22 protein-coding genes and 1 riboswitch are annotated in these 17,450 nt (G+C 63.5%); of the genes, 12 read left to right on the plus strand and 10 right to left on the minus strand.

What is annotated here, in order from left to right; all coding sequences use genetic code 11:
* Positions 1 to 48: 48 nt before the first annotated feature.
* Positions 49 to 681 (minus strand): LysE family translocator, encoded by a 633-nt coding sequence (locus LPJGGPFB_RS15515; protein ID WP_173420721.1) that lies wholly within the window; start codon positions 679 to 681, stop codon positions 49 to 51.
* 165 nt (positions 682 to 846) lie between these two features.
* On the minus strand, positions 847 to 1,305 hold the full coding sequence (locus LPJGGPFB_RS15520) for an Lrp/AsnC family transcriptional regulator (RefSeq protein WP_077499731.1): 459 nt from the start codon (positions 1,303 to 1,305) through the stop codon (positions 847 to 849).
* A gap of 124 nt (positions 1,306 to 1,429) precedes the next feature.
* Here LPJGGPFB_RS15520 and LPJGGPFB_RS15525 point away from each other — a divergent pair, with 124 nt between their 5' ends.
* The gene (locus tag LPJGGPFB_RS15525; RefSeq protein WP_173420722.1) at positions 1,430 to 2,713 is read left to right on the plus strand and encodes a cystathionine gamma-synthase family protein; all 1,284 of its coding nucleotides are present in this window, start codon (positions 1,430 to 1,432) and stop codon (positions 2,711 to 2,713) included.
* A 41-nt stretch (positions 2,714 to 2,754) separates the two neighbouring features.
* Here LPJGGPFB_RS15525 and LPJGGPFB_RS15530 read toward each other — a convergent pair whose 3' ends face one another.
* Positions 2,755 to 3,105, minus strand: a complete 351-nt coding sequence (locus LPJGGPFB_RS15530; protein ID WP_173420723.1) for a VOC family protein — start codon at positions 3,103 to 3,105, stop codon at positions 2,755 to 2,757.
* A gap of 161 nt (positions 3,106 to 3,266) precedes the next feature.
* A complete protein-coding gene (locus LPJGGPFB_RS15535; RefSeq protein ID WP_173420724.1) occupies positions 3,267 to 4,214 on the minus strand; it encodes a LysR family transcriptional regulator in 948 nt (315 codons plus the stop codon).
* Positions 4,215 to 4,304: 90 nt separating this feature from the next.
* Here LPJGGPFB_RS15535 and LPJGGPFB_RS15540 point away from each other — a divergent pair, with 90 nt between their 5' ends.
* Positions 4,305 to 4,691 carry a hypothetical protein gene (locus LPJGGPFB_RS15540; protein ID WP_173420725.1) on the plus strand — a complete coding sequence of 129 codons (387 nt, stop codon included), beginning with the start codon at positions 4,305 to 4,307 and terminating at the stop codon, positions 4,689 to 4,691.
* Between the two features lie 9 nt (positions 4,692 to 4,700).
* On the opposite strand, the gene LPJGGPFB_RS15545 is transcribed toward LPJGGPFB_RS15540, so the two are convergent.
* Positions 4,701 to 5,282: a TetR/AcrR family transcriptional regulator gene (locus LPJGGPFB_RS15545; RefSeq protein ID WP_173420726.1), complete on the minus strand. Its 582-nt coding sequence runs from the start codon at positions 5,280 to 5,282 to the stop codon at positions 4,701 to 4,703.
* An 82-nt stretch (positions 5,283 to 5,364) separates the two neighbouring features.
* Between LPJGGPFB_RS15545 and LPJGGPFB_RS15550 the strand changes: the two genes are divergently transcribed.
* The 4 genes from LPJGGPFB_RS15550 (at position 5,365) to LPJGGPFB_RS15565 (ending at position 8,072) form a co-directional block, all read left to right on the plus strand.
* On the plus strand, positions 5,365 to 6,180 hold the full coding sequence (locus LPJGGPFB_RS15550; protein ID WP_173420727.1) for a crotonase/enoyl-CoA hydratase family protein: 816 nt from the start codon (positions 5,365 to 5,367) through the stop codon (positions 6,178 to 6,180).
* 50 nt (positions 6,181 to 6,230) lie between these two features.
* The gene (locus LPJGGPFB_RS15555; protein WP_173420728.1) at positions 6,231 to 6,605 is read left to right on the plus strand and encodes an ArsR/SmtB family transcription factor; all 375 of its coding nucleotides are present in this window, start codon (positions 6,231 to 6,233) and stop codon (positions 6,603 to 6,605) included.
* Entirely contained in the window at positions 6,602 to 7,162 is a 561-nt protein-coding gene (locus tag LPJGGPFB_RS15560) for an SRPBCC family protein (protein WP_173420729.1), read from the plus strand. Before LPJGGPFB_RS15555 ends, LPJGGPFB_RS15560 begins: the two co-directional genes overlap by 4 nt.
* Before the next feature lie 112 nt (positions 7,163 to 7,274).
* The gene (locus LPJGGPFB_RS15565; protein WP_173420730.1) at positions 7,275 to 8,072 is read left to right on the plus strand and encodes an SDR family NAD(P)-dependent oxidoreductase; all 798 of its coding nucleotides are present in this window, start codon (positions 7,275 to 7,277) and stop codon (positions 8,070 to 8,072) included.
* A gap of 47 nt (positions 8,073 to 8,119) precedes the next feature.
* Here LPJGGPFB_RS15565 and LPJGGPFB_RS15570 read toward each other — a convergent pair whose 3' ends face one another.
* Together LPJGGPFB_RS15570 and LPJGGPFB_RS15575 are read right to left on the minus strand one after the other, a co-directional pair.
* Positions 8,120 to 8,599: an anthrone oxygenase family protein gene (locus tag LPJGGPFB_RS15570; protein ID WP_173420731.1), complete on the minus strand. Its 480-nt coding sequence runs from the start codon at positions 8,597 to 8,599 to the stop codon at positions 8,120 to 8,122.
* Positions 8,596 to 9,426, minus strand: coding sequence for an NAD(P)H-binding protein (locus LPJGGPFB_RS15575; protein ID WP_173420732.1), 831 nt, complete (start codon positions 9,424 to 9,426; stop codon positions 8,596 to 8,598). The genes LPJGGPFB_RS15570 and LPJGGPFB_RS15575 overlap by 4 nt, the downstream gene beginning before the upstream one ends.
* 103 nt (positions 9,427 to 9,529) lie before the next feature.
* Between LPJGGPFB_RS15575 and LPJGGPFB_RS15580 the strand changes: the two genes are divergently transcribed.
* The 3 genes from LPJGGPFB_RS15580 to LPJGGPFB_RS15590 all read left to right on the plus strand — a co-directional run bounded on the left by LPJGGPFB_RS15580 (position 9,530) and on the right by LPJGGPFB_RS15590 (position 11,703).
* Positions 9,530 to 10,222, plus strand: coding sequence for a TetR/AcrR family transcriptional regulator (locus LPJGGPFB_RS15580; protein WP_173420733.1), 693 nt, complete (start codon positions 9,530 to 9,532; stop codon positions 10,220 to 10,222).
* Positions 10,222 to 10,491: riboswitch (cobalamin riboswitch) on the plus strand. (Overlaps the previous gene by 1 nt.)
* Before the next feature lie 43 nt (positions 10,492 to 10,534).
* Positions 10,535 to 10,711: a CbtB domain-containing protein gene (locus LPJGGPFB_RS15585; protein WP_025427862.1), complete on the plus strand. Its 177-nt coding sequence runs from the start codon at positions 10,535 to 10,537 to the stop codon at positions 10,709 to 10,711.
* Positions 10,712 to 10,908: 197 nt separating this feature from the next.
* A complete protein-coding gene (locus tag LPJGGPFB_RS15590) occupies positions 10,909 to 11,703 on the plus strand; it encodes a CbtA family protein (RefSeq protein ID WP_173420734.1) in 795 nt (264 codons plus the stop codon).
* A 69-nt stretch (positions 11,704 to 11,772) separates the two neighbouring features.
* Here the strand turns inward: LPJGGPFB_RS15590 and LPJGGPFB_RS15595 are convergent, their stop codons facing one another.
* Together LPJGGPFB_RS15595 and LPJGGPFB_RS15600 are read right to left on the minus strand one after the other, a co-directional pair.
* Positions 11,773 to 12,645: a (2Fe-2S)-binding protein gene (locus LPJGGPFB_RS15595; protein WP_234902820.1), complete on the minus strand. Its 873-nt coding sequence runs from the start codon at positions 12,643 to 12,645 to the stop codon at positions 11,773 to 11,775.
* Positions 12,642 to 13,952: a glucoamylase family protein gene (locus LPJGGPFB_RS15600; RefSeq protein WP_173420735.1), complete on the minus strand. Its 1,311-nt coding sequence runs from the start codon at positions 13,950 to 13,952 to the stop codon at positions 12,642 to 12,644. Before LPJGGPFB_RS15600 ends, LPJGGPFB_RS15595 begins: the two co-directional genes overlap by 4 nt.
* Before the next feature lie 160 nt (positions 13,953 to 14,112).
* Between LPJGGPFB_RS15600 and LPJGGPFB_RS15605 the strand changes: the two genes are divergently transcribed.
* From LPJGGPFB_RS15605 to LPJGGPFB_RS15615, 3 genes are all read left to right on the plus strand, one after another.
* Positions 14,113 to 14,907, plus strand: coding sequence for a DUF1194 domain-containing protein (locus LPJGGPFB_RS15605; protein ID WP_173420736.1), 795 nt, complete (start codon positions 14,113 to 14,115; stop codon positions 14,905 to 14,907).
* 114 nt (positions 14,908 to 15,021) lie between these two features.
* Complete coding sequence (locus LPJGGPFB_RS15610; RefSeq protein ID WP_173420737.1) at positions 15,022 to 15,732, plus strand: GntR family transcriptional regulator; 711 nt, start codon at positions 15,022 to 15,024, stop codon at positions 15,730 to 15,732.
* 325 nt (positions 15,733 to 16,057) lie between these two features.
* Complete coding sequence (locus tag LPJGGPFB_RS15615; RefSeq protein WP_077500014.1) at positions 16,058 to 16,297, plus strand: DUF982 domain-containing protein; 240 nt, start codon at positions 16,058 to 16,060, stop codon at positions 16,295 to 16,297.
* A gap of 60 nt (positions 16,298 to 16,357) precedes the next feature.
* Here the strand turns inward: LPJGGPFB_RS15615 and LPJGGPFB_RS15620 are convergent, their stop codons facing one another.
* Positions 16,358 to 17,380, minus strand: a complete 1,023-nt coding sequence (locus LPJGGPFB_RS15620) for a glycoside hydrolase family 26 protein (RefSeq protein ID WP_173420738.1) — start codon at positions 17,378 to 17,380, stop codon at positions 16,358 to 16,360.
* Between the last annotated feature and the right edge of the window lie 70 nt (positions 17,381 to 17,450).

Raw genomic sequence — 17,450 nt, forward strand, 5'->3', positions numbered from 1 at the left:
GCAGTGTCACCGCCACCGACGCCATCCCCTACACGCGGCATGCGCGGATCAGCTTTTCTGGAAGGCCAGGTGCACGCCGAGTCCGACGAGCACGCCGCCACCGGCGCGCTGCATCGCACGCTGCGCCATGCTCGAGCGCTTGAGCCTTGCCATCAGTACCCCCGCCAGAATGACGCAGACGATATCGGCCGACGAAAACATCAGGTTGACGATCGTGCCGAGGATGACGAACTGCAGCCAGACCGGGAACGCCGCGGATGCATCGATGAACTGCGGCAGGAAGGCCACGAAAAAGATCGCCGTCTTCGGGTTAAGCACTTCGACGGTGATGCTTTCGAAGAAGGCGCGCCGGCCGGATTTCGCCCCGATGCCGGGCAAGTCGCCGGTCCCATGCGCCTTGGCGCGAAACAGCGAAATCCCGAGCCAGACGAGATAGGCGGCACCGGCAAACTTGACGATCATGTAGAGCACCGGCACCGCATGAAACAGCACCGACAGGCCGGCGGCCGCCGCAACGACATGCACATAACCGCCGAGGTGAATGCCGAGCGTCGCCATCAAGCCGGACCAGCGGCCGCGCGCCATCGTCTGCGCCGCCGCATAAAGCATCGCAGGACCCGGGATATAGGCGAAAATTGCCGTGGTCACGACGAAGGCCAGAAGCAATTCCATAGGCGGCATCGCAATGCTCCCAAAAGGTCATATGGTGTGCAATTTCCGGCAGTAGACAATGCCTGCGCCCGCTTGGCAAGGCGAGATCGATGCCCCACGCACGCGGACCTTGCAGAGGCGAACCGAACAAGTTCGCTGTTGTCCTGGATACAATTGCCTAAAGGCAATTGTCGGTCAGATCCGCCGCTCCTTGATCGTGTTCATCACGAAGCTTGTCTCGATTGAGGCCACGCATTTGAGCCGGGCGATCTTCTCCTTGATGAACCGTTCGTATTGCTCGAGCCCGGCGCTCATCACCTTCAGCACGTAGTCGCGCGAGCCGGTGACGAGATGGCATTCAAGCACCTCGTCCCAACCACGGATCGCCTGCTCGAACATGACGATCTCGTCCTCGTGCTGGCGGCTGAGGCGGACTGTGGCGATCGCCGTCATCGTCCAGCCCTCGACTGCCGGATCGATGAGCGCGGTATAGCCGCGGATGACGCCGGTTTCCTCCAGTCGCCGCAGCCGCCTGAGGCAGGGCGAAGCCGACAGGCCGACACGCTCGGCCAGGTCGTTGTTGGTGATGCGTGCGTCGGCCAGCAACTCCCTCAGGATTCTGCGGTCAGTCTCGTCGGCAATTTTCTGCGTCATATCTCTTCAATCCCGGCAATAGTTTGCGCAACTCAAGGGTATGTGATTGCAAATAGCAAGGATCGGTCCAAGCGTCTGATATAATTTGCCTGCCAGTCGCCCCGTTTCGCTTCAGGAGAAAGCCATGACCGCGCCGCACCCCTACAAGACCCATATCGGAAACCACAAGCTGCATCCCGAAACACTGATGCTGAACTATGGGTACGACCCTGAACTGTCTGAGGGGGCCGTCAAGCCGCCGGTGTTCCTGACTTCCACCTTCGTCTTCCGCACCGCCGAGGAAGGCCGCGATTTCTTCGATTTCGTCTCGGGCCGTCGCGAGCCGCCGGCGGGTGTGGGTGCCGGCCTCGTCTATTCGCGCTTCAACCATCCGAACAGCGAGATCGTCGAGGATCGCCTTGCCGTCTACGAGCGCACGGAAAGCTGCGCGCTGTTTTCCTCCGGCATGTCGGCGATCGCAACGACGCTGCTTGCCTTCGTCAAGCCCGGCGATGCGGTGCTGCACAGCCAGCCGCTTTACGGCGGCACCGAGACGCTGCTGGCGAAAACCTTCCTCAATCTCGACGTTTCGGCCGTCGGTTTTGCCGATGGCGTCAACGAAGCGGCGGTGACGGAAGCTGCTGAAGCGGCGATGGCGAAAGGCCGTGTCTCGGTCATCCTGATCGAAACGCCCGCCAACCCGACCAACAGCCTCGTCGACGTCGCCATGATCCGCCGCGTCGCCGACGCCATTGGCGCCAAACAGGGCCACACGCCGGTCATCGCCTGCGACAACACCCTGCTCGGCCCGGTGTTCCAGCGACCGATCGAGCACGGCGCCGATATCTCGCTCTACTCGCTGACCAAATATGTCGGCGGTCACTCAGATCTGATCGCCGGCGCCGCCCTCGGGTCCAAGGCGGTCATGAAGCAGGTGAAGGCGCTGCGCGGCGCGATCGGCACGCAACTCGACCCGCATTCCTGCTGGATGCTCGGCCGCTCGCTCGAGACCCTGTCGGTGCGCATGCACAAGGCCAACGACAATGCCCTGGTGGTGGCGGAATTCCTGCGCGACCATCCCAAGGTCGAGCGCATTCACTACCTGCCGTTCCACGACGAAGCCTCGCCGCTCGGCAAGGCCTATGCGGCGCAATGCACAGGGGCCGGCTCGACCTTCTCCTTCGACATCACAGGTGGCCAGGAGGCGGCCTTCCGCTTTTTGAATGCGCTGCAGATCTTCAAGCTCGCCGTCAGCCTCGGCGGCACGGAATCGCTGGCAAGCCATCCGGCGGCGATGACCCACTCCGGCGTGCCGATCGACGTTCGCCGCCGCATCGGCGTTCTCGACACGACGATCCGGCTTTCGATCGGCATCGAGCATCCGGACGATCTGGTCGCCGACCTCGCGAACGCGCTGACGCTCGCCTGATCTGATAGGCTGGCCGCCGACCCCTTCGGCGACCGGCCTCCTCAATGGGACAGGATGTTGATCACATTGCCGAACGGATCGCGCATATAAAAGCGCCGCACGCCCCAGGGCTCGTCGGTAAGCTCGTAGACGACGTCCACGCCCTTCTTCCGTGCTTGCGCATAGACCGTATCGACATCGTCCACTTCGATCGACAGCACCGGCACCGACGTGCCGTTTCCGCCCTCGCTCGCCACGCCCACCTGCGGCATCGCGGTCTGCCCTTTGGCGGCGAATGTCAGGATCCAGCCATGATCCATCACCAGCTCAAGCCCGAGCAGGTCGGCGTAGAAGGCGTGCGCGGCCTTGGGATCCGGCGCGTATAGATTGGAAACGATGCGTTTGACTGCCATGTCGCTCTCCCGGTTTTCGGGCGCAATCTGTATCGCGGCAACGCGTTTGCCTACTGCATAATTCCTTAAATCAGAATCGATTTAAGGAATTATGCAGCAATTTATAGTGCTACAGCGCCGTCACGTGCTGCAAAAGGATAGAGCGGCCTTTTCGCGTCCTGTCAGACGCCCGGTGCCGCCGGCGATCGCGGCAGCACCGTGCGGATCGCCGTTTCCACCAGGGCCTTGAAGCGGGCGATTTCCGGCCGCCGCTGTTGTTGGCGCGAGGCTTCCAGAAAGACCGTTCCCTCGGTGCCGTCGATCGCGAGCGGGCGGATGGCGAGCGGCGGGTGCAGCGCCGTCAGATGACGCGCAAGCGACGACGGGACGGTGGCGACCAGCCGGCTGGCAATCAGCGCGTCGCCGATCCCCAGATGCGATGGCATGGTGAGCATGATCCGGCGCGAGCGCCCATCGCGCGCCAGCAGCCGGTCGAAGTGATTGTCCGACGCCGGCCAGGGCAGCGAATAGAGATGCGCGGCCGAGAGATAGTCGTCGACCGCCACCTCATCCGCGCCGGCAAGTGGGCAGAGCGGTCCGAACAGACAGACGAGCCGGTCGCATGCAACCGGTATCCGCTCGACGAGACTGCGGTCGTCCCGATCGCCACCGACCGAGATGACCGCATCGACCTCGCCCTGCGACAGCTCGGTGGCATAGGAGCGGCGCTCGAAGACGCGGATCTCCAGGCTATGGCCCGCATGGTCCTGAACCAGGCTCTGTATCAGCACCGGCAGGAGTTGCTGGCGCAGACCGTCCGGCACCACGAGCGTGAAACGCCGCGCCTGCGGCAATGCCTCCAGTGCGCCCGATGAAACCGCAAGGGTGATGCTGGCGATCATTTCGCTGAGCGGCACCGCGATCTCTTCCATGCGCGGCGACGGCACCATGCCGCTCGGCGTGCGCACGAACAGATCGTCGGCAAAGTCTTCCCGCATGCGACGGAGCCTGTGGCTGATCGAGGATGCCGTTACCCCCAGCCGGTCGGCTGCCCTGCCGACATGGCGCTCCAGCATCAGCGCATGCAGCACTTTCAGGTTGTTGAGGTCGATCCGACGCCAGTCGAGCATGCTGAATTCCATTCAATGCGAGATGAGGAGCAATCATTTTCCAGCGATCACGGGCTTTGCTAGAGCGCCTCCTTAACACAGGAGACCTGAATGCTTGACCTGAAGCGGATCGCCCGCAGCACTTTCCTGACGCTTCTGTTGCTGCCGACGCCATCGATCGCCGAAGATGGCGGCCCGCACGTTACCAGCTGCGAGGCGATCGCCCCTATGGTTGCCGGCTGGCAGAAGCAGCCACCGGAATGGCCGGATGTCGAGCTGACCGCCGAAGTTGTATCGCTGGAGGTCCAGGATCCGATCGCCGTCACCACGCTTTGCCCGAACACCAAGACCCGCGTCGTCTGCCTCGAATACAACAACAGCGCGCTGAAGCCGGGAGATCGGGTCGACGTCAGCGGACTGGTGTCCGGCACATTCGAAAACGGCGTCGTACTCGACCCCTGCGGCACCACCAAGGTCGAGGCCGACGGCAAACCCTGAAGCCGGAAATCAGCGGGCGGACATCGCCGCGCGGACCAGCATTGCCGCCGCCTTGCCGGCACTCTCCATGTAGCTTGCATCCCGATGCAGGAGGACGACGGCAAAACTGCCGTCGAGCAAAAGCAGCATCTGGCGCGCCAGTTCACCGGCATCATTGATGTCTGCCTCGGCGAACACCTGCGCCAGCCAGGCCTCGAAAGTCTTCTTGTGGCTGGCACCGATGCGGATCGCCGGATGGCCGGGCATATTGGCGAGCTCGGCCGAGGTGCGCAGGAAACCGCACCCTTTCCATTTGGGATGTCGCGCGGCCCGGGCGAGATTGACGAAGATCGCCTCGGCCTTTTCGGCCAGATCGCCGTCTGCCGCTTCGAACCATTTGCGAAAAAGCAAAAGGTTCGGCTGGTCGCGGCCTTCGAGATAGGCGGCGATCAGCTCGTCCTTGCTTTCGAAATGATAGTAGAGCGTGCGCTTCGTCACCCCTGCAGCCTCGGCCACCGCATCGACGCTGACGGCGCGGATACCCTGCGCATAGAAGAGCTTTGCTGCGGACGCGACAATCGTTTCCCGGGTCGATTTCTGAGCCTTCGCCATCACAATGTATACCGACTAGTGAATATACATGGTATCCTCCCTCACCTAACCTCTCCGTGTCAACACTTGCCGGAGAGCAACCATGTCCAACACCGTGCTGATGCAGATTTCCGAAGGCATTGCCCAACTGACGCTGAACCGGGCAGAGAAACTCAATGCGCTGAACTACGAGCTGATAGACCGCCTACTGGCCCTGCTCGACACCATCGAGGTCAACGACAAGGTCGGCGCGGTGATCATCACCGGCGCGGGCGAGCGGGCCTTCTCCGCTGGCGGCGATATTCACGAATTTTCTGAAAGCGTGGCGAAGGGCGTGAACCCGGCGGTGCGCGATTTCGTTCGCCGGGGCCAGCGGCTGACCGCGCGGCTTGAGTCCTTCCCGAAGCCGGTCATCGCTGCCGTCAACGGCATCGCCTATGGCGGCGGCTGCGAGATCACCGAGGCGGTGCATCTGGCGATCGCCAGCGAGCGGGCACGCTTTGCCAAGCCCGAGATCAAACTCGGCATGCCCCCAACCTTCGGCGGCACGCAGCGCCTGCCGCGGCTTGCCGGCCGCAAACACGCACTCGAGCTGCTGCTGACGGGCGAGGATTTCTCGCCGGACCGCGCCCGGGACATGGGCCTCGTCAACCACGTCGTTGCCCATGAGGAACTGATGCCTGCCACCCGCGACCTTGCCAGACGCATCATGGGATATTCGCCGCTCGCCGTCCGCTCGATCATCACCGCCGTCACCCGCGGCCTCAACATGTCGATATCGGAAGGGCTGCTGGTGGAAAGCGAGCAGTTCGCCCAGATGGTGCCGACCGACGACCTCTCCGATGCGCTCGCCGCCTGGAAGGGACGGCATATCCATGATGATCCGCCGCGTGACCGCTCCTTCTCGCGCTACTACTAAATTCAACCAAACGGTTGACAATAACTATCGCATCGGCAATATTCAACGACATGGTTGAATATAAGAACGATCGGCTCGACGCCGTATTCCATGCGCTCTCCGACCCCACGCGGCGAGCGATGCTTGAGGATCTGTCGGCGGGCGAACGGCTGGTGGGCGAGCTTGCCGCCCCCTTCTCCATTTCGCTTGCCGCCGCCTCGAAACACATCAAGGTGCTCGAGGGCGCCGGCCTCGTGCGGCGCGAGGTGCGCGGCCGCGCCCATGTCTGCCGGCTCGACGCCGAACCGATGCATGCCGGCATGGAGTGGATGCGCCATTACGAAGCCTTCTGGCGCCAGCGCATCGACGTGCTGGAAGCGCTGCTCCTGGCGGACGATGCGGCAAAGGGTGCGGATGCGCAGGCAACGACGGAGAAGAAGGGATGATTTCGTCAACCGGCAACGACGACGGATATGCCCGGATCGTCGCGCCGGATGCGGCGCGCATCGAGCGGCTGTTGCCGGGGCCGATCGAGCGCATCTGGGCCTATCTGACGGAGGAGAACAAGCGCCGCCTGTGGATGGCAGCCGGCACCGTAGGGGCCGCAGCCGGGACGAAGGTCGAGCACATCTTCCGTCACGAGGAACTCGGCACGGATTGCGGCGAACCGCCTGCCAAATATGCGGCCCTTGCCGGCGAGAGCCGAATCCATGGCCGCATCATCGCCTGCGAACCGCCGCATCTGCTCGCCTATAGCTGGGGCGAAGGCACGCCGACGCCATCGCAGGTGCGGTTCGATCTGGAAATGAGGGGTGCCAACGTGCTGCTGGTCGTCACCCATTCGCGCATCGCGAAACAGGAGACGATGGCGAGCTTTGCCGCGGGCTGGCATACCCATCTCGACATTCTCGCCAATGTGGTTTCCGGCCGCACGTCGCGCGGCTTCTGGAACAAGCATACCCTGCTCGAACTGGAATATGCCCGGCGGCTGTCGCCGCCCTAGCACCCTTTTAACCATCAGAAATTGCTGCGTGATTTTCCACCTGGGATCCCTGCCGACCCAGGGGCCTCATGCCGCACGTCCATTCAACGAGGCAGGATCAACGGAGTTTGACATGTTGCTTCAAAACAAGGTGGCCATCGTTTATGGCGGCAGCGGCGCGATCGGCGGCGCTGCGGCGTCTGCCTTTGCCCGCGAAGGTGCTGATGTCTTTCTGGTCGGACGGACAGCCGAAACCTTGAGCCGCACGACCGGGACAATTCGAGCGGCGGGCGGAAAGGCAGAGTTCGACGTTCTCGACGTGCTCGATCAGGCCGCCGTCGAGCAACATGCGCAATCGGTCGTCGATCGCGCCGGCCGGATCGACGTGGTGCTGACAGCAGTCGGCTTTGCCCATGTTCAGGGTCCGCCGCTTTCGGCGCTGACGCTGGAACAGTTCGAACGTCCGATCTCCGCTTACACCCGCGCCAATTTCATCACCGCCAAGACGGCCACAACGCATATGGAGAGAAGCGGCGGCGGCGTCATCCTGACGGTTTCGACGCCAGGCTCACGCCTGTCGGGCTCCGGCTTTCTTGGCTACGGCACCACCTGCGGCGCCATCGAGACCTTCTCGCGCATTCTGGCGGGCGAAGTCGGCAGCCACGGCATCCGCGTCATCTGCCTGCGCCCCGATGCCATTCCCGAGGCACTGCCGGTTTCACACGCACGTGCCGTCTTTCAAGGCTTTGCCGACCGCTTCGACACGACGGTGGAGGAGATGCTCGACGGTCGCGCGAAGACTGGGACATTGCTCGGGCGCTTCCCGAGGCTCGACGAAGTCGCCGACTATGCGGCCTTCGTCGCCTCGGACCGGGCGGGCGCCATGACAGGCGCAATCGCCAATCTCACCTGCGGTTCGCTCGTCGATTGACGGGAACGACCGGCGCACCCTCGTCAAGGTCCGCCGGTCGCCGCGTGTCAGGCGCGTGCAAATCCGAGGATGAACAGCGCCAGCGACCCGATCGAAGTCACCGTGCGCACATGGTTCCACCAGACCCAGTCGGTCAGGTAGCGCTGCTGCCAGAATTCAGTGGCAGCCTGGCCGGGCGTGACAGCACCCAGCGCATCGTTCATCGGAACGTTGAAGATGATGGTGACGATCAGCACGCCGGCGACATAGACGATGCCGCCGGCAGCTAGGAGCAGGCTGCCATTGCCCCCCCAGACGAAGGCGGCAATCACCAGGGCAAGCGCAAGAAGCGCAGTGCCCATGAAGACGCTCAGAAACAGCGGGTTCTGGATCACCACGTTGATGGCGTTCATCGCCGCGATCCCCTGCTCGGCCGGCAGCCGTGATAGCGCCTGCATGATGCAGACCGAGAAGATGAAGAACAGCCCGGCCATCAGGCCGGAACCGATCGCGGCGGCAAACGCCAGAGCGGGGATGAGCGGGATCATGCGGCAATACTCCAGACACCGGTTGCAGCGGTCTCCCGGGCGTAAGTTGCAAAGTCGCGCGGCCGGCGCCCAAGCACGCGCTCGACATCGGACGTCACACTCGAATTGCGCCCATCGAGCACCGAGGTGAAGAGATAGCGGATCAATTCGACATAGTCATCCGGCACGCCGTCGGCCTTCAGCTGCGCGGCAAAATCGTCAACCGGAACGGACTGATAGCTGATCCGACGATTGGCAGCCGCAGCGATCTCGGCCACAGCGTCGGCAAAGGTCATGAGCCGCAGGCCGGTCAGCGAATAGACCTGGCCAACATGGCCTTCATCCAGAAGAGCGGCAACCGCAACGTCGGCGATGTCGTCACAGCTGATGAAGGGTTCGGTGACCTCATCCGTCGGCAGGAAGACGGACCCGCTCACGATGCCATCGGCGAGAAAACCTTCGCTGAAGTTCTCGAAGAACCAGCTGGCCCGGATGATCGTCCAGTCAGCGCCGGAGGCCTGAAGCGCACGCTCGGCGGCTTCCGCCTCATCCTCGCCGCGGCCCGACAAAAGCACCAGCTGCTTGATGCCTGCGTCGACGGCAAGGCGTGAAAACTTGGCGATGATCTCGACGGAGCCCGGCACCGCCAGGTCGGGCTGGAAGCAGACATAAATGCGATCGACATTTACAAGGGCCGGCGCCCAGGTCGCCTCGTCGGTCCAGTCGAAAGAAGGCGACGCCGAGCGCGCGCCGATGCGCACCGCAACGCCCCGCTCCTGAAGGCGGGCCGCGACCCGCCGCCCCGTCTTGCCGGTACCGCCCAGAACCAGTGTCAGTTTGTCCGTCATCGCTTCCTCCTGAGGTTGGCCTACAAACATGAGCATCTCTCACATTTGCAAATGTGATAAATCCTCGTATTTTAGGAGTCAAGTCAAAATGTGAGCATCACTCATGAATCAAGAGACAAGCCCAGCCGCGGCTCCCCCCGACGACGAGACCGCGCTGCGCCGCACGCCGAGCCAGAAGCGCAGCCGAGAGCGTGTCGGGCAGATCCTCGCCTGCGCGACGGCACTCATCCAGGAGAAGGGCAGCGACGCCATGCGCATGAGCGAAGTCGCTGAAAAGGCTGGAATTTCGATCGGATCGCTCTACCAGTACTTTCCCGACAAGGCGGCGATCGTGCGCACGCTGGCCGAGCGCTACAATGCGGTGTGCAACGAGTGTATCGCGGCCGAGCTTGCCAAGGTGACGTCGCTCGCCGAGCTGCGTGAAGCCTTCGCCGTATTGTTCGACATCTATTACGATATGTTCCTGGCCGAGCCCGTCATGCGCGATATCTGGTCGGCGATGCAGGCCGACAAGGCGCTGCGGGAAATCGACCTCCAGCAAAGCCGCGCCGGTGGCCAGCTTCTCGCCGACGTCTGGGCCCGGTTTGTGCCCGACACGCCGCGCGAAACGATCGACAGCGCCGCCTTCCTGATCATGCATCTCGGCGATTGCACCATGCGGCTTGCGGTCTCGGTGGACCGGGCCGAGGGCGACCAGATCGTCGAGGCCTATAAACGCATGATCCTTCGGGATTTTGTCGCGGATGGGCCGGGCGGCGGCGCAAGTTTAATTGACATCTCCGGGGTGCGATCCTAATCATCATCAGATCGATTGGTTCCCGCAACGCGAACGCGTTTCGGGAGTAAACGGGAACGTGACGGATGGACCCATGCTGGGCATTCAAATCACGGCCGACCCCGCGACTGTAGAGCGACGTGAATGCGCCGTTCCGGAGCGATCCGGAAGAAGCCACTGGAGACGAGACCGCGAGAGGGCGGACCTTGGCTCTGGGAAGGCGAGGCAAATCCAGGGTGATTTCACCCGACGTCCTGAGCCAGGAAACCTGCCAGTCGATGCGGGCATAGGGCCCAAACCGGGAAATTTCCCGATGCCATCACGGAGGTTGTCATGGCTACGTCTACAGTTTCGAGCATTCCGCTCTCCCTCAGCGATCGTCTGACCGCGGGTATCATCGCGCTTCTCATCGGCGGCTTCCTCGTCTTCGGCGCGGGCCTGGCGAATTCGGCCGTGCTGCACGACACCGCGCACGACACCCGCCACTCCTACGGCTTCCCCTGCCACTAAGCGATGCGGAGGGACGCTACATGCGTTCCGCGTCGACATAGCTGCGGACAAAAACGCTTCCGGCAAACAGCCGGACGCGTTTGCTTGCGTCTGATGCAGACCAAAGATCTGCGGGCCGGAGCCGTTCGCAGGATTGCCAATGGGACACGGCGCTGCCTGCAAGGCGCATGGCGCGCCGATATCGAGGGATATCGAAAATGATTGTCAGAACGCTTCTGGCCGCGATCGTGGCTGGATTGATTGCCGGTGTCTTCATGACCGGCGCCCAGGAACTGCGCGTCGTACCGCTGATCCTGCACGCGGAAGAATTCGAAGGCGAAGCACCCGCCGCCGGTGAACAGCCCGCCGCCCAGCCGGGAACGGCCGATCCGGCCGCCGCCAACCACGAGCAGCATTCGTCGCTGAAGGCGGTTTCGCCGATTGGCGCCCTGCTCGACGCGCTGTCGCCGATCACGCCCGCCTACGCCCATGAGGGCGAACACGAGGAAGGCGGCATCATGTTCGGCATGAGCCGCTTCTCCGGCACGCTGATCGCCAATCTGGTGACCGGCTCCGGCTTTGCGTTGCTGCTGGCCGGCGTCAGCCTTGTCATCGGCTATCCGATCACGCTCAGGAACGGCGCGCTCTGGGGCGCCTGCGGCTGGCTTGCCGTACACATGCTGCCGGCCATCGGCCTGCCGCCGGAGCTACCGGGCTTCCCGGCGGCCGAACTCGGCGACCGCCAGGTCTGGTGGCTGGCAACGGTGGCGCTTTCCGCCGTCGGCCTTTATCTGCTGGTCCTGCGCGAAGAGATCGTTGCCAAGATCATCGGCCTCGTGCTGATCGCAGCACCCCACGTCTATGGCGCGCCGCAGCCGTCGGATATTTCCAGCAATGTTCCGGCCGTACTCGGCGCCGAGTTCGCCGTGGCAGCGCTCGCCACCACGCTCGCCTTCTGGATCGTGCTCGGCGTCGTCTCGGGCTTCATCAACGACCGTTTCGCCAAGGCATAAGCCGACCGGCCACCGTGACAAACGAGCCCCTGATATCGCCGATATCAGGGGCTCTGTCGTTTGACACCTTTAGCCAGCCTGCGATGCCAGCAGATGCGCCTGCAATCGTTCCCGACGCTCCTGCGGCGCCAACAGCACGCAACTGTCGCAGAAGCTGCCGCCTTCGGTTCGATAATAGAGACAGCAGCCGCCGCGCAGGCGATAGACGCGCGACAGCGCTTGATCGCCGCTCCCCTCGCCGAACTCGACCTTGATGGCCTCATAGCAGAGCTTGTCGGAATAGAGCGGCGTGCCTTGGCGCTTGACGATCGCCAGCGCCTTGGACATCGCATCCTCTTCGTCGCCGAGCGCGCGACCGATCTCCAGGAAACCACCCGCCAGCGAATCCGCTGCCAGCCGCCATTGCGCGCCGGACGAAAGACCCGTGCGACGCTTCAGCATGGCGATGACTGGCGCCAGATGCACGGCGAAGGTTTCACCGAAGGCATCCGCATCGCCTGGGGCATTATCGCCGACCGCAGGCATGCTTAGGCTGAAATGAAACCGTTTGGCCGCCACCAGCCGCTCACCATAGGCGCGCGAAAATTCTTCGAAGCGAAGTCGGCGAACCCCCGCCACGATTCCCGCACCGAGATAGAGGCTGCCAAGCGCGAGCGCCAGTTGGTTGCCGTAAAACGCGATCAGATGGGCGGCGCGGATCTTGTCGTCCATACCGACGGCGAAACAATCCTGATAGGCGAGCCCGGCTTCGAGCCCCGCACCATCTTCGGCCCAGAACTGCGCCGCGGAAAGACCGTCGTCGCCGGCAGCGTCCAGCGAAAAGCCGACTTCGGGAAAGAATGGCTGCAGGCGCGCGAGCAGGTCGAGAGCGCTCCGGCGTTGCGCCGCGTCCATGCCCTCTGCCGCCGGGCGATCGTCCTGCCGCTCGTGAGCGAAGCTCATGCCGTCTCCCTTGCCGCAAGCCAACCGCCGCGAAAATCGGCCTTCTGCAAGCCGCGCCGGATGGCCGGGACGCTACGCGTCAGCTGCCAGACAAAACCGTTTCTGGCGTTCTCGATCATCATCACGATAAGCCCCTGGTCAAGCCCGACCACGCGGTCGTCGACCCAGCCTTCAGGGCCTGCGCCGGACAGGCTTGGATTGAACCCGCCGGGAAAGCGGCCTTCGCATAGGAGGTCGGGATAGCGGTTTTCGAATGCGGCCAGCGCCGAGCGTGAAGCATCCGCAGCGAAGGGCAGACAGGCAACCGACGCCCAGGGGACCAGCGTGCCGTCATCGGGTCCACCGGGCGCACCGCGGGCGGCATAACCGAGCATCTGCTGCCAGCGTCCATCGACAAGCCGCAGCCGCCCCTTCGGTCCGTCACCGGCGCTGAGGCCCCATCCAACCCGGTCATAGCCGGCGAAACCTCGGGGATTGTCGTCGGCATACTGGCGCTGCAGGTCGATCGCCCGGCAGGTGTTCTCAAAATAATCCGTCGCCTTGTCGCGCATCGGCGGATCGCGAAGACCGCGAAGGTCGATCCAGGCCTGCGGAAAGAGATGGATGAACAGCGGGCCGGCCTGCAGATGCGGCGCACCGTCGACCGTCGTCCAGTCGTAGGCGGCGGTGAAGGCGCGGTAATGCTCCGACCCGATTGCATGGTGCGGCGCGCCGAGCGCCAGCACGTAGAGCAGCAGCGCCTCGCTATAGCCCTGCCAGCGATATTTCAAAAACCGCCCCGGCGGCCGCCAGCCCATCGTCAATGTCTCGCCGCGGCCAAGCGCCCAGCGCCAGTCGACCCGGGCATAGAGTTTTTCCGACAGCGCCCGGATCTCCGTCTCCGTCGCATCCTCGCCGGTGAAATAGGCGGCAGCCGTCAGGACGCCGGCAATCAGCAGCGCGGTGTCGATGGTGGAAAGCTCTGACTGCCACACCCGCTCGCCGGTTTTCATGTGGAGAAAGTGATAGTAAAAGCCGCGATAGCCGCTGGCGAGCGTATCTCTCCCCTGCCGGCTTTGCGCCAGAAACCGCAGGGTCGTCAGCACCCGCCTGGCCGCGTCGCCGCGCCCGATCCAGCCGCGTTCGACGCCAACGGGGTAGCAGGAAAGCCCGAAACCGGTCGCAGCAACGCTCGAGGGCGCATCGGCAAGCGAGGTATCGGCGACAAGCCCCGTTTCGGTGTCGCTATAGCGCAGGAAATAATCGAAGGCGGCGGCTTGCAGCCTATCGACCTGAAAACATTCCGTATTCCGTGTCTGCTGAAGCATTTTACCGGCTCATTTGGATCCGCTGGCACAGTATCGATCGGCTGTCACCTATGTCGATATCACCTTTTATTGAAGGTCGGCCAACCCCAGACAGTCGCCGACAGCCAATCCTGTGCTACATTTCGTCAGATAACGCGGCTCGCAATGACGGGTTGAAGCTATGTTGAGCATGCTGGCGTTGATCCTTTCCCTGACGGGCAGCCCGACCCAATCGGGCGCTGCGCCGACCGATGTCGACGTGGAACTGGTGCTGGCCGTCGACATGTCGGGCTCGATGGATCTGGACGAAGCACGGGTCCAGCGCTCCGGCTATGTGCAGGCGCTGCGCCATGCGGAATTCCTCAATGCGGTGAAGAGCGGACGTTATGGCCGCATCGCCCTTGGCTATTTCGAATGGGCCGGCACGGTCAACGAATCCTCCGTCGTCGCCTGGCGGGTGATTTCCAACGCCGCAGAGGCCGACGCCTTTGCCGCGATGATCGAGGCGCGTCCGGTCGGCACACGCCGCGGCACCTCGATTTCAAACGCGATCAGCTATGGAACGGCGCTGATCGATTCCAACGCCTTTTCCGGCATGCGCCGGGTCATCGATGTCTCCGGCGACGGCCCCAACAACATCGGCCCACCGGTCACCCCTGCCCGCGATATCGCGATTGCCCGCGGTATCATTATCAATGGGCTGGCGATCCTGATCAGGCCGTCGGTCTCGACCGGGCCGCTGGACCAGTACTATGCCGAATGCGTCGTCGGTGGACCCGGCTCCTTCGTGCTGCCGGTGCACGAGCCGGAAGATTTCGCCATCGCCATCCGCCAGAAGCTGATCCTGGAGGTGAGCGGCCTGCCGCCACCGCCGCGCGTGCGCCTCGTCGATGCCACGCCGGCGCCCGACTGCCTGATCGGCGAAAAGCTACGGCCCGGCTTCCTCGATCGGGTGTACCCCGAACTCGACAAGTAGCTGGCCATTCGAAGACGGCGGCATGGTGTCGATCCACCACCATGCCAGATTGTCGTTTCCCTTCACCGCGCGCGACGATAAGATGCCGCACTCATTCGCGGATCGATCTCCTTCATGCCTCTGACCACCCATTCGGCACCTGCCGACGTACCCACCGACACCAGCACCCGCCAGATCCACGACAAGCTGCGCGATGCGATCGTCGAACGACGGCTTGCGCCGGGAACCAAGCTGTCGGAAAGCGATGTCGGCGAGCTCTTCAAAGTCAGCCGCACGCTGGTGCGCGCCGCCCTGCAGGCGCTGGCCTATGAAGGGCTGGTCACTGTCGAGAAAAACCGCGGCGCCTTCGTTGCCCATCCCTCGCCGGATGAAGCCCGCCAGATTTTTGCGACCCGCAGGCTCATCGAGCCAGGCCTCCTGCGCGCGGCTGCGGCCCGGATCGGCCCCGTCGAGATCAAGGAACTGCGCCGCCAGCTCGCCACCGAACAGCACCTGACCGCGCAGCGCGGCCGCTCGGCCCGCCGCGCCGAGATCAAGGCGTCGGGCGACTTCCACCTGGCGCTCGCCGACCTCACCGGCAATACCATCCTCAGGCGCTTCATGGACGAGCTGGTCGCCCGCTCCTCGCTCGTCATCGCGCTCTACGGACAATCGACCGTTTCGAGTTGCGGCCACAGCGAACACGACGACATCCTGACCGCGATCGAAACCGGTGACATCGAGACTGCCGCAGCGCTGATGATCCATCATATCGACCACATCGAGGCCGATCTCGACCTCAGGGAGCGCAAGCCGACCGACCTCAGGGCCGCGCTCGATCTCTGATGCCTGCCGCCCGAAGGGCACAGCGGTAGCGGTCCATCGACGCGCATCATGTGGCGCCGCTTGCGCACGACCTGCGTTGGGGCCGACCATCACCCCTCCCTCCAGCACCTCCATCAACCGAAAAATCTTTGGCGAAATCTGTCATAGCCAAAGCGTGGCCGCGTTCGTCCGAAAGCCTTGGCTTTGGGGACTTTCGGCAGCCGCGGCAGCACCGCCCATGTCGGGTCGCCGTCCTCATGGTTAAAAATCTGCATTCGCCGAGGGAACCATCGGCGATCCCCGGCGTTGCCCTCCCGCTCAAAAGACTATGAATGAGGAATGCAAGATGAGCGAAAAAACCTTCGCAACGCCGATCCACCTGAAACTGTCGTCCAAGCGGCAGACCGTCGTCAGGACGGTCTGGGAGGCGCTTGAGCTGCTGCGGCAATGGCCGGGCAGACGTGGACGGGAATATCGTGCCGCCCTTCAGCGCTGCCTGGATGCGCTCGATGGGCTGACCAGCGTCAACAGGGCAAGCCGCTGCTTTACCGCAGCCGCCCGTGAGTCAGGCCTCCTGCTCGCCTGAGAAAAACTCCAGTTTTCCGAAGTTCACGCACCGGCTGGACCGCCGGTGCGTCCACCGCCGCTACTGCGTCGGCCTGCCGAGGGTTTCATCCCTGTCGGAAACAAGTGCGGCGAGTGACGCCTTGTCCAGCCGCCAATCCGGCGAACCATAGCCGAGCGGCCACTTGTAGGGTTCCTTGTCGTTGAAGAACACCACGGCGGTCAGCAGCGGGAACCGATCGCGATAGGTGTTGCGATCGAAGATCTCCGCATACCAGGCGCGCTTGTAGTCGGGCGAGCCGGAAACGCCGAGCTCTGCAACCATCACAGGTTTGCCGAACCTTTCGACCCGCCGATATTTTTCGCCAAGCGTCTCGCCGAAGCTGCGCTCGCGGCCCCAATAGTCCACATCCATCTTCTGCAGGCCCCAGACGGGAATGCCGATGGCATCGACCACATCGTCGCCGGGATAATAGCCGGTCAGGTTGCGATGGCCTTTGGGCGACCAGACGAAGCGCACGTCGGGCGCAAGTGCGCGGCAGCTTTCGACGAAGTAACGAAACGCCTTCCTGTATCCATCCGCATCGCGCCGCGCCCAGGGATAGCGCCCGTCAGGATCTTCCATCTCGTGGCCCCAGCGCATGTAGACCGGGGCAGCCACCGCACCGGCGCGCTTGCAGATGTCGCGGATCTCGCGATCGAAGCGGCCGCGGCCGATATCGGCAAACAGCCGCTCGCCACCCGCCCGCCAGTCGCTCGCATGGGTATAGGGCTCGACGGAGATCATCAGCGCCCGGCCTTGCGCCTCGGCAATGGCGATCTTGCGCTTCAGCATCGCCTTGTCGAGCGCCTGCCAGTAGACGAACACATGTTCGATCGTCAGCGCATCGCTGCTCGTCACCGCGTCATGCGGATCATAGACGCCGATCGCGACCGCGCCGCCGGATCTGCCCGCGGCCTTGCCGGCCGTACCGATAGAGGCCGTCGTCAGCACCCGGTCAACCGTGTCACCGAGATCGGCAGCCGCGGCATGCGCCGTCCCCAACGCCGGCGAAAGCGCAACGAGGCCGGCCAGCACCAGCGATCTGAACATCGCAATCGACACGATATGTCTCCGTCTGAGGATCTGGAGCGTTTCGCGGAACAGAGCGAAAAAGGCTCTTCCCAAAAGGTGC

This window comes from Ensifer adhaerens (genome assembly GCF_013283195.1).
GTDB classification, from domain to species: domain Bacteria; phylum Pseudomonadota; class Alphaproteobacteria; order Rhizobiales; family Rhizobiaceae; genus Ensifer; species Ensifer adhaerens_G.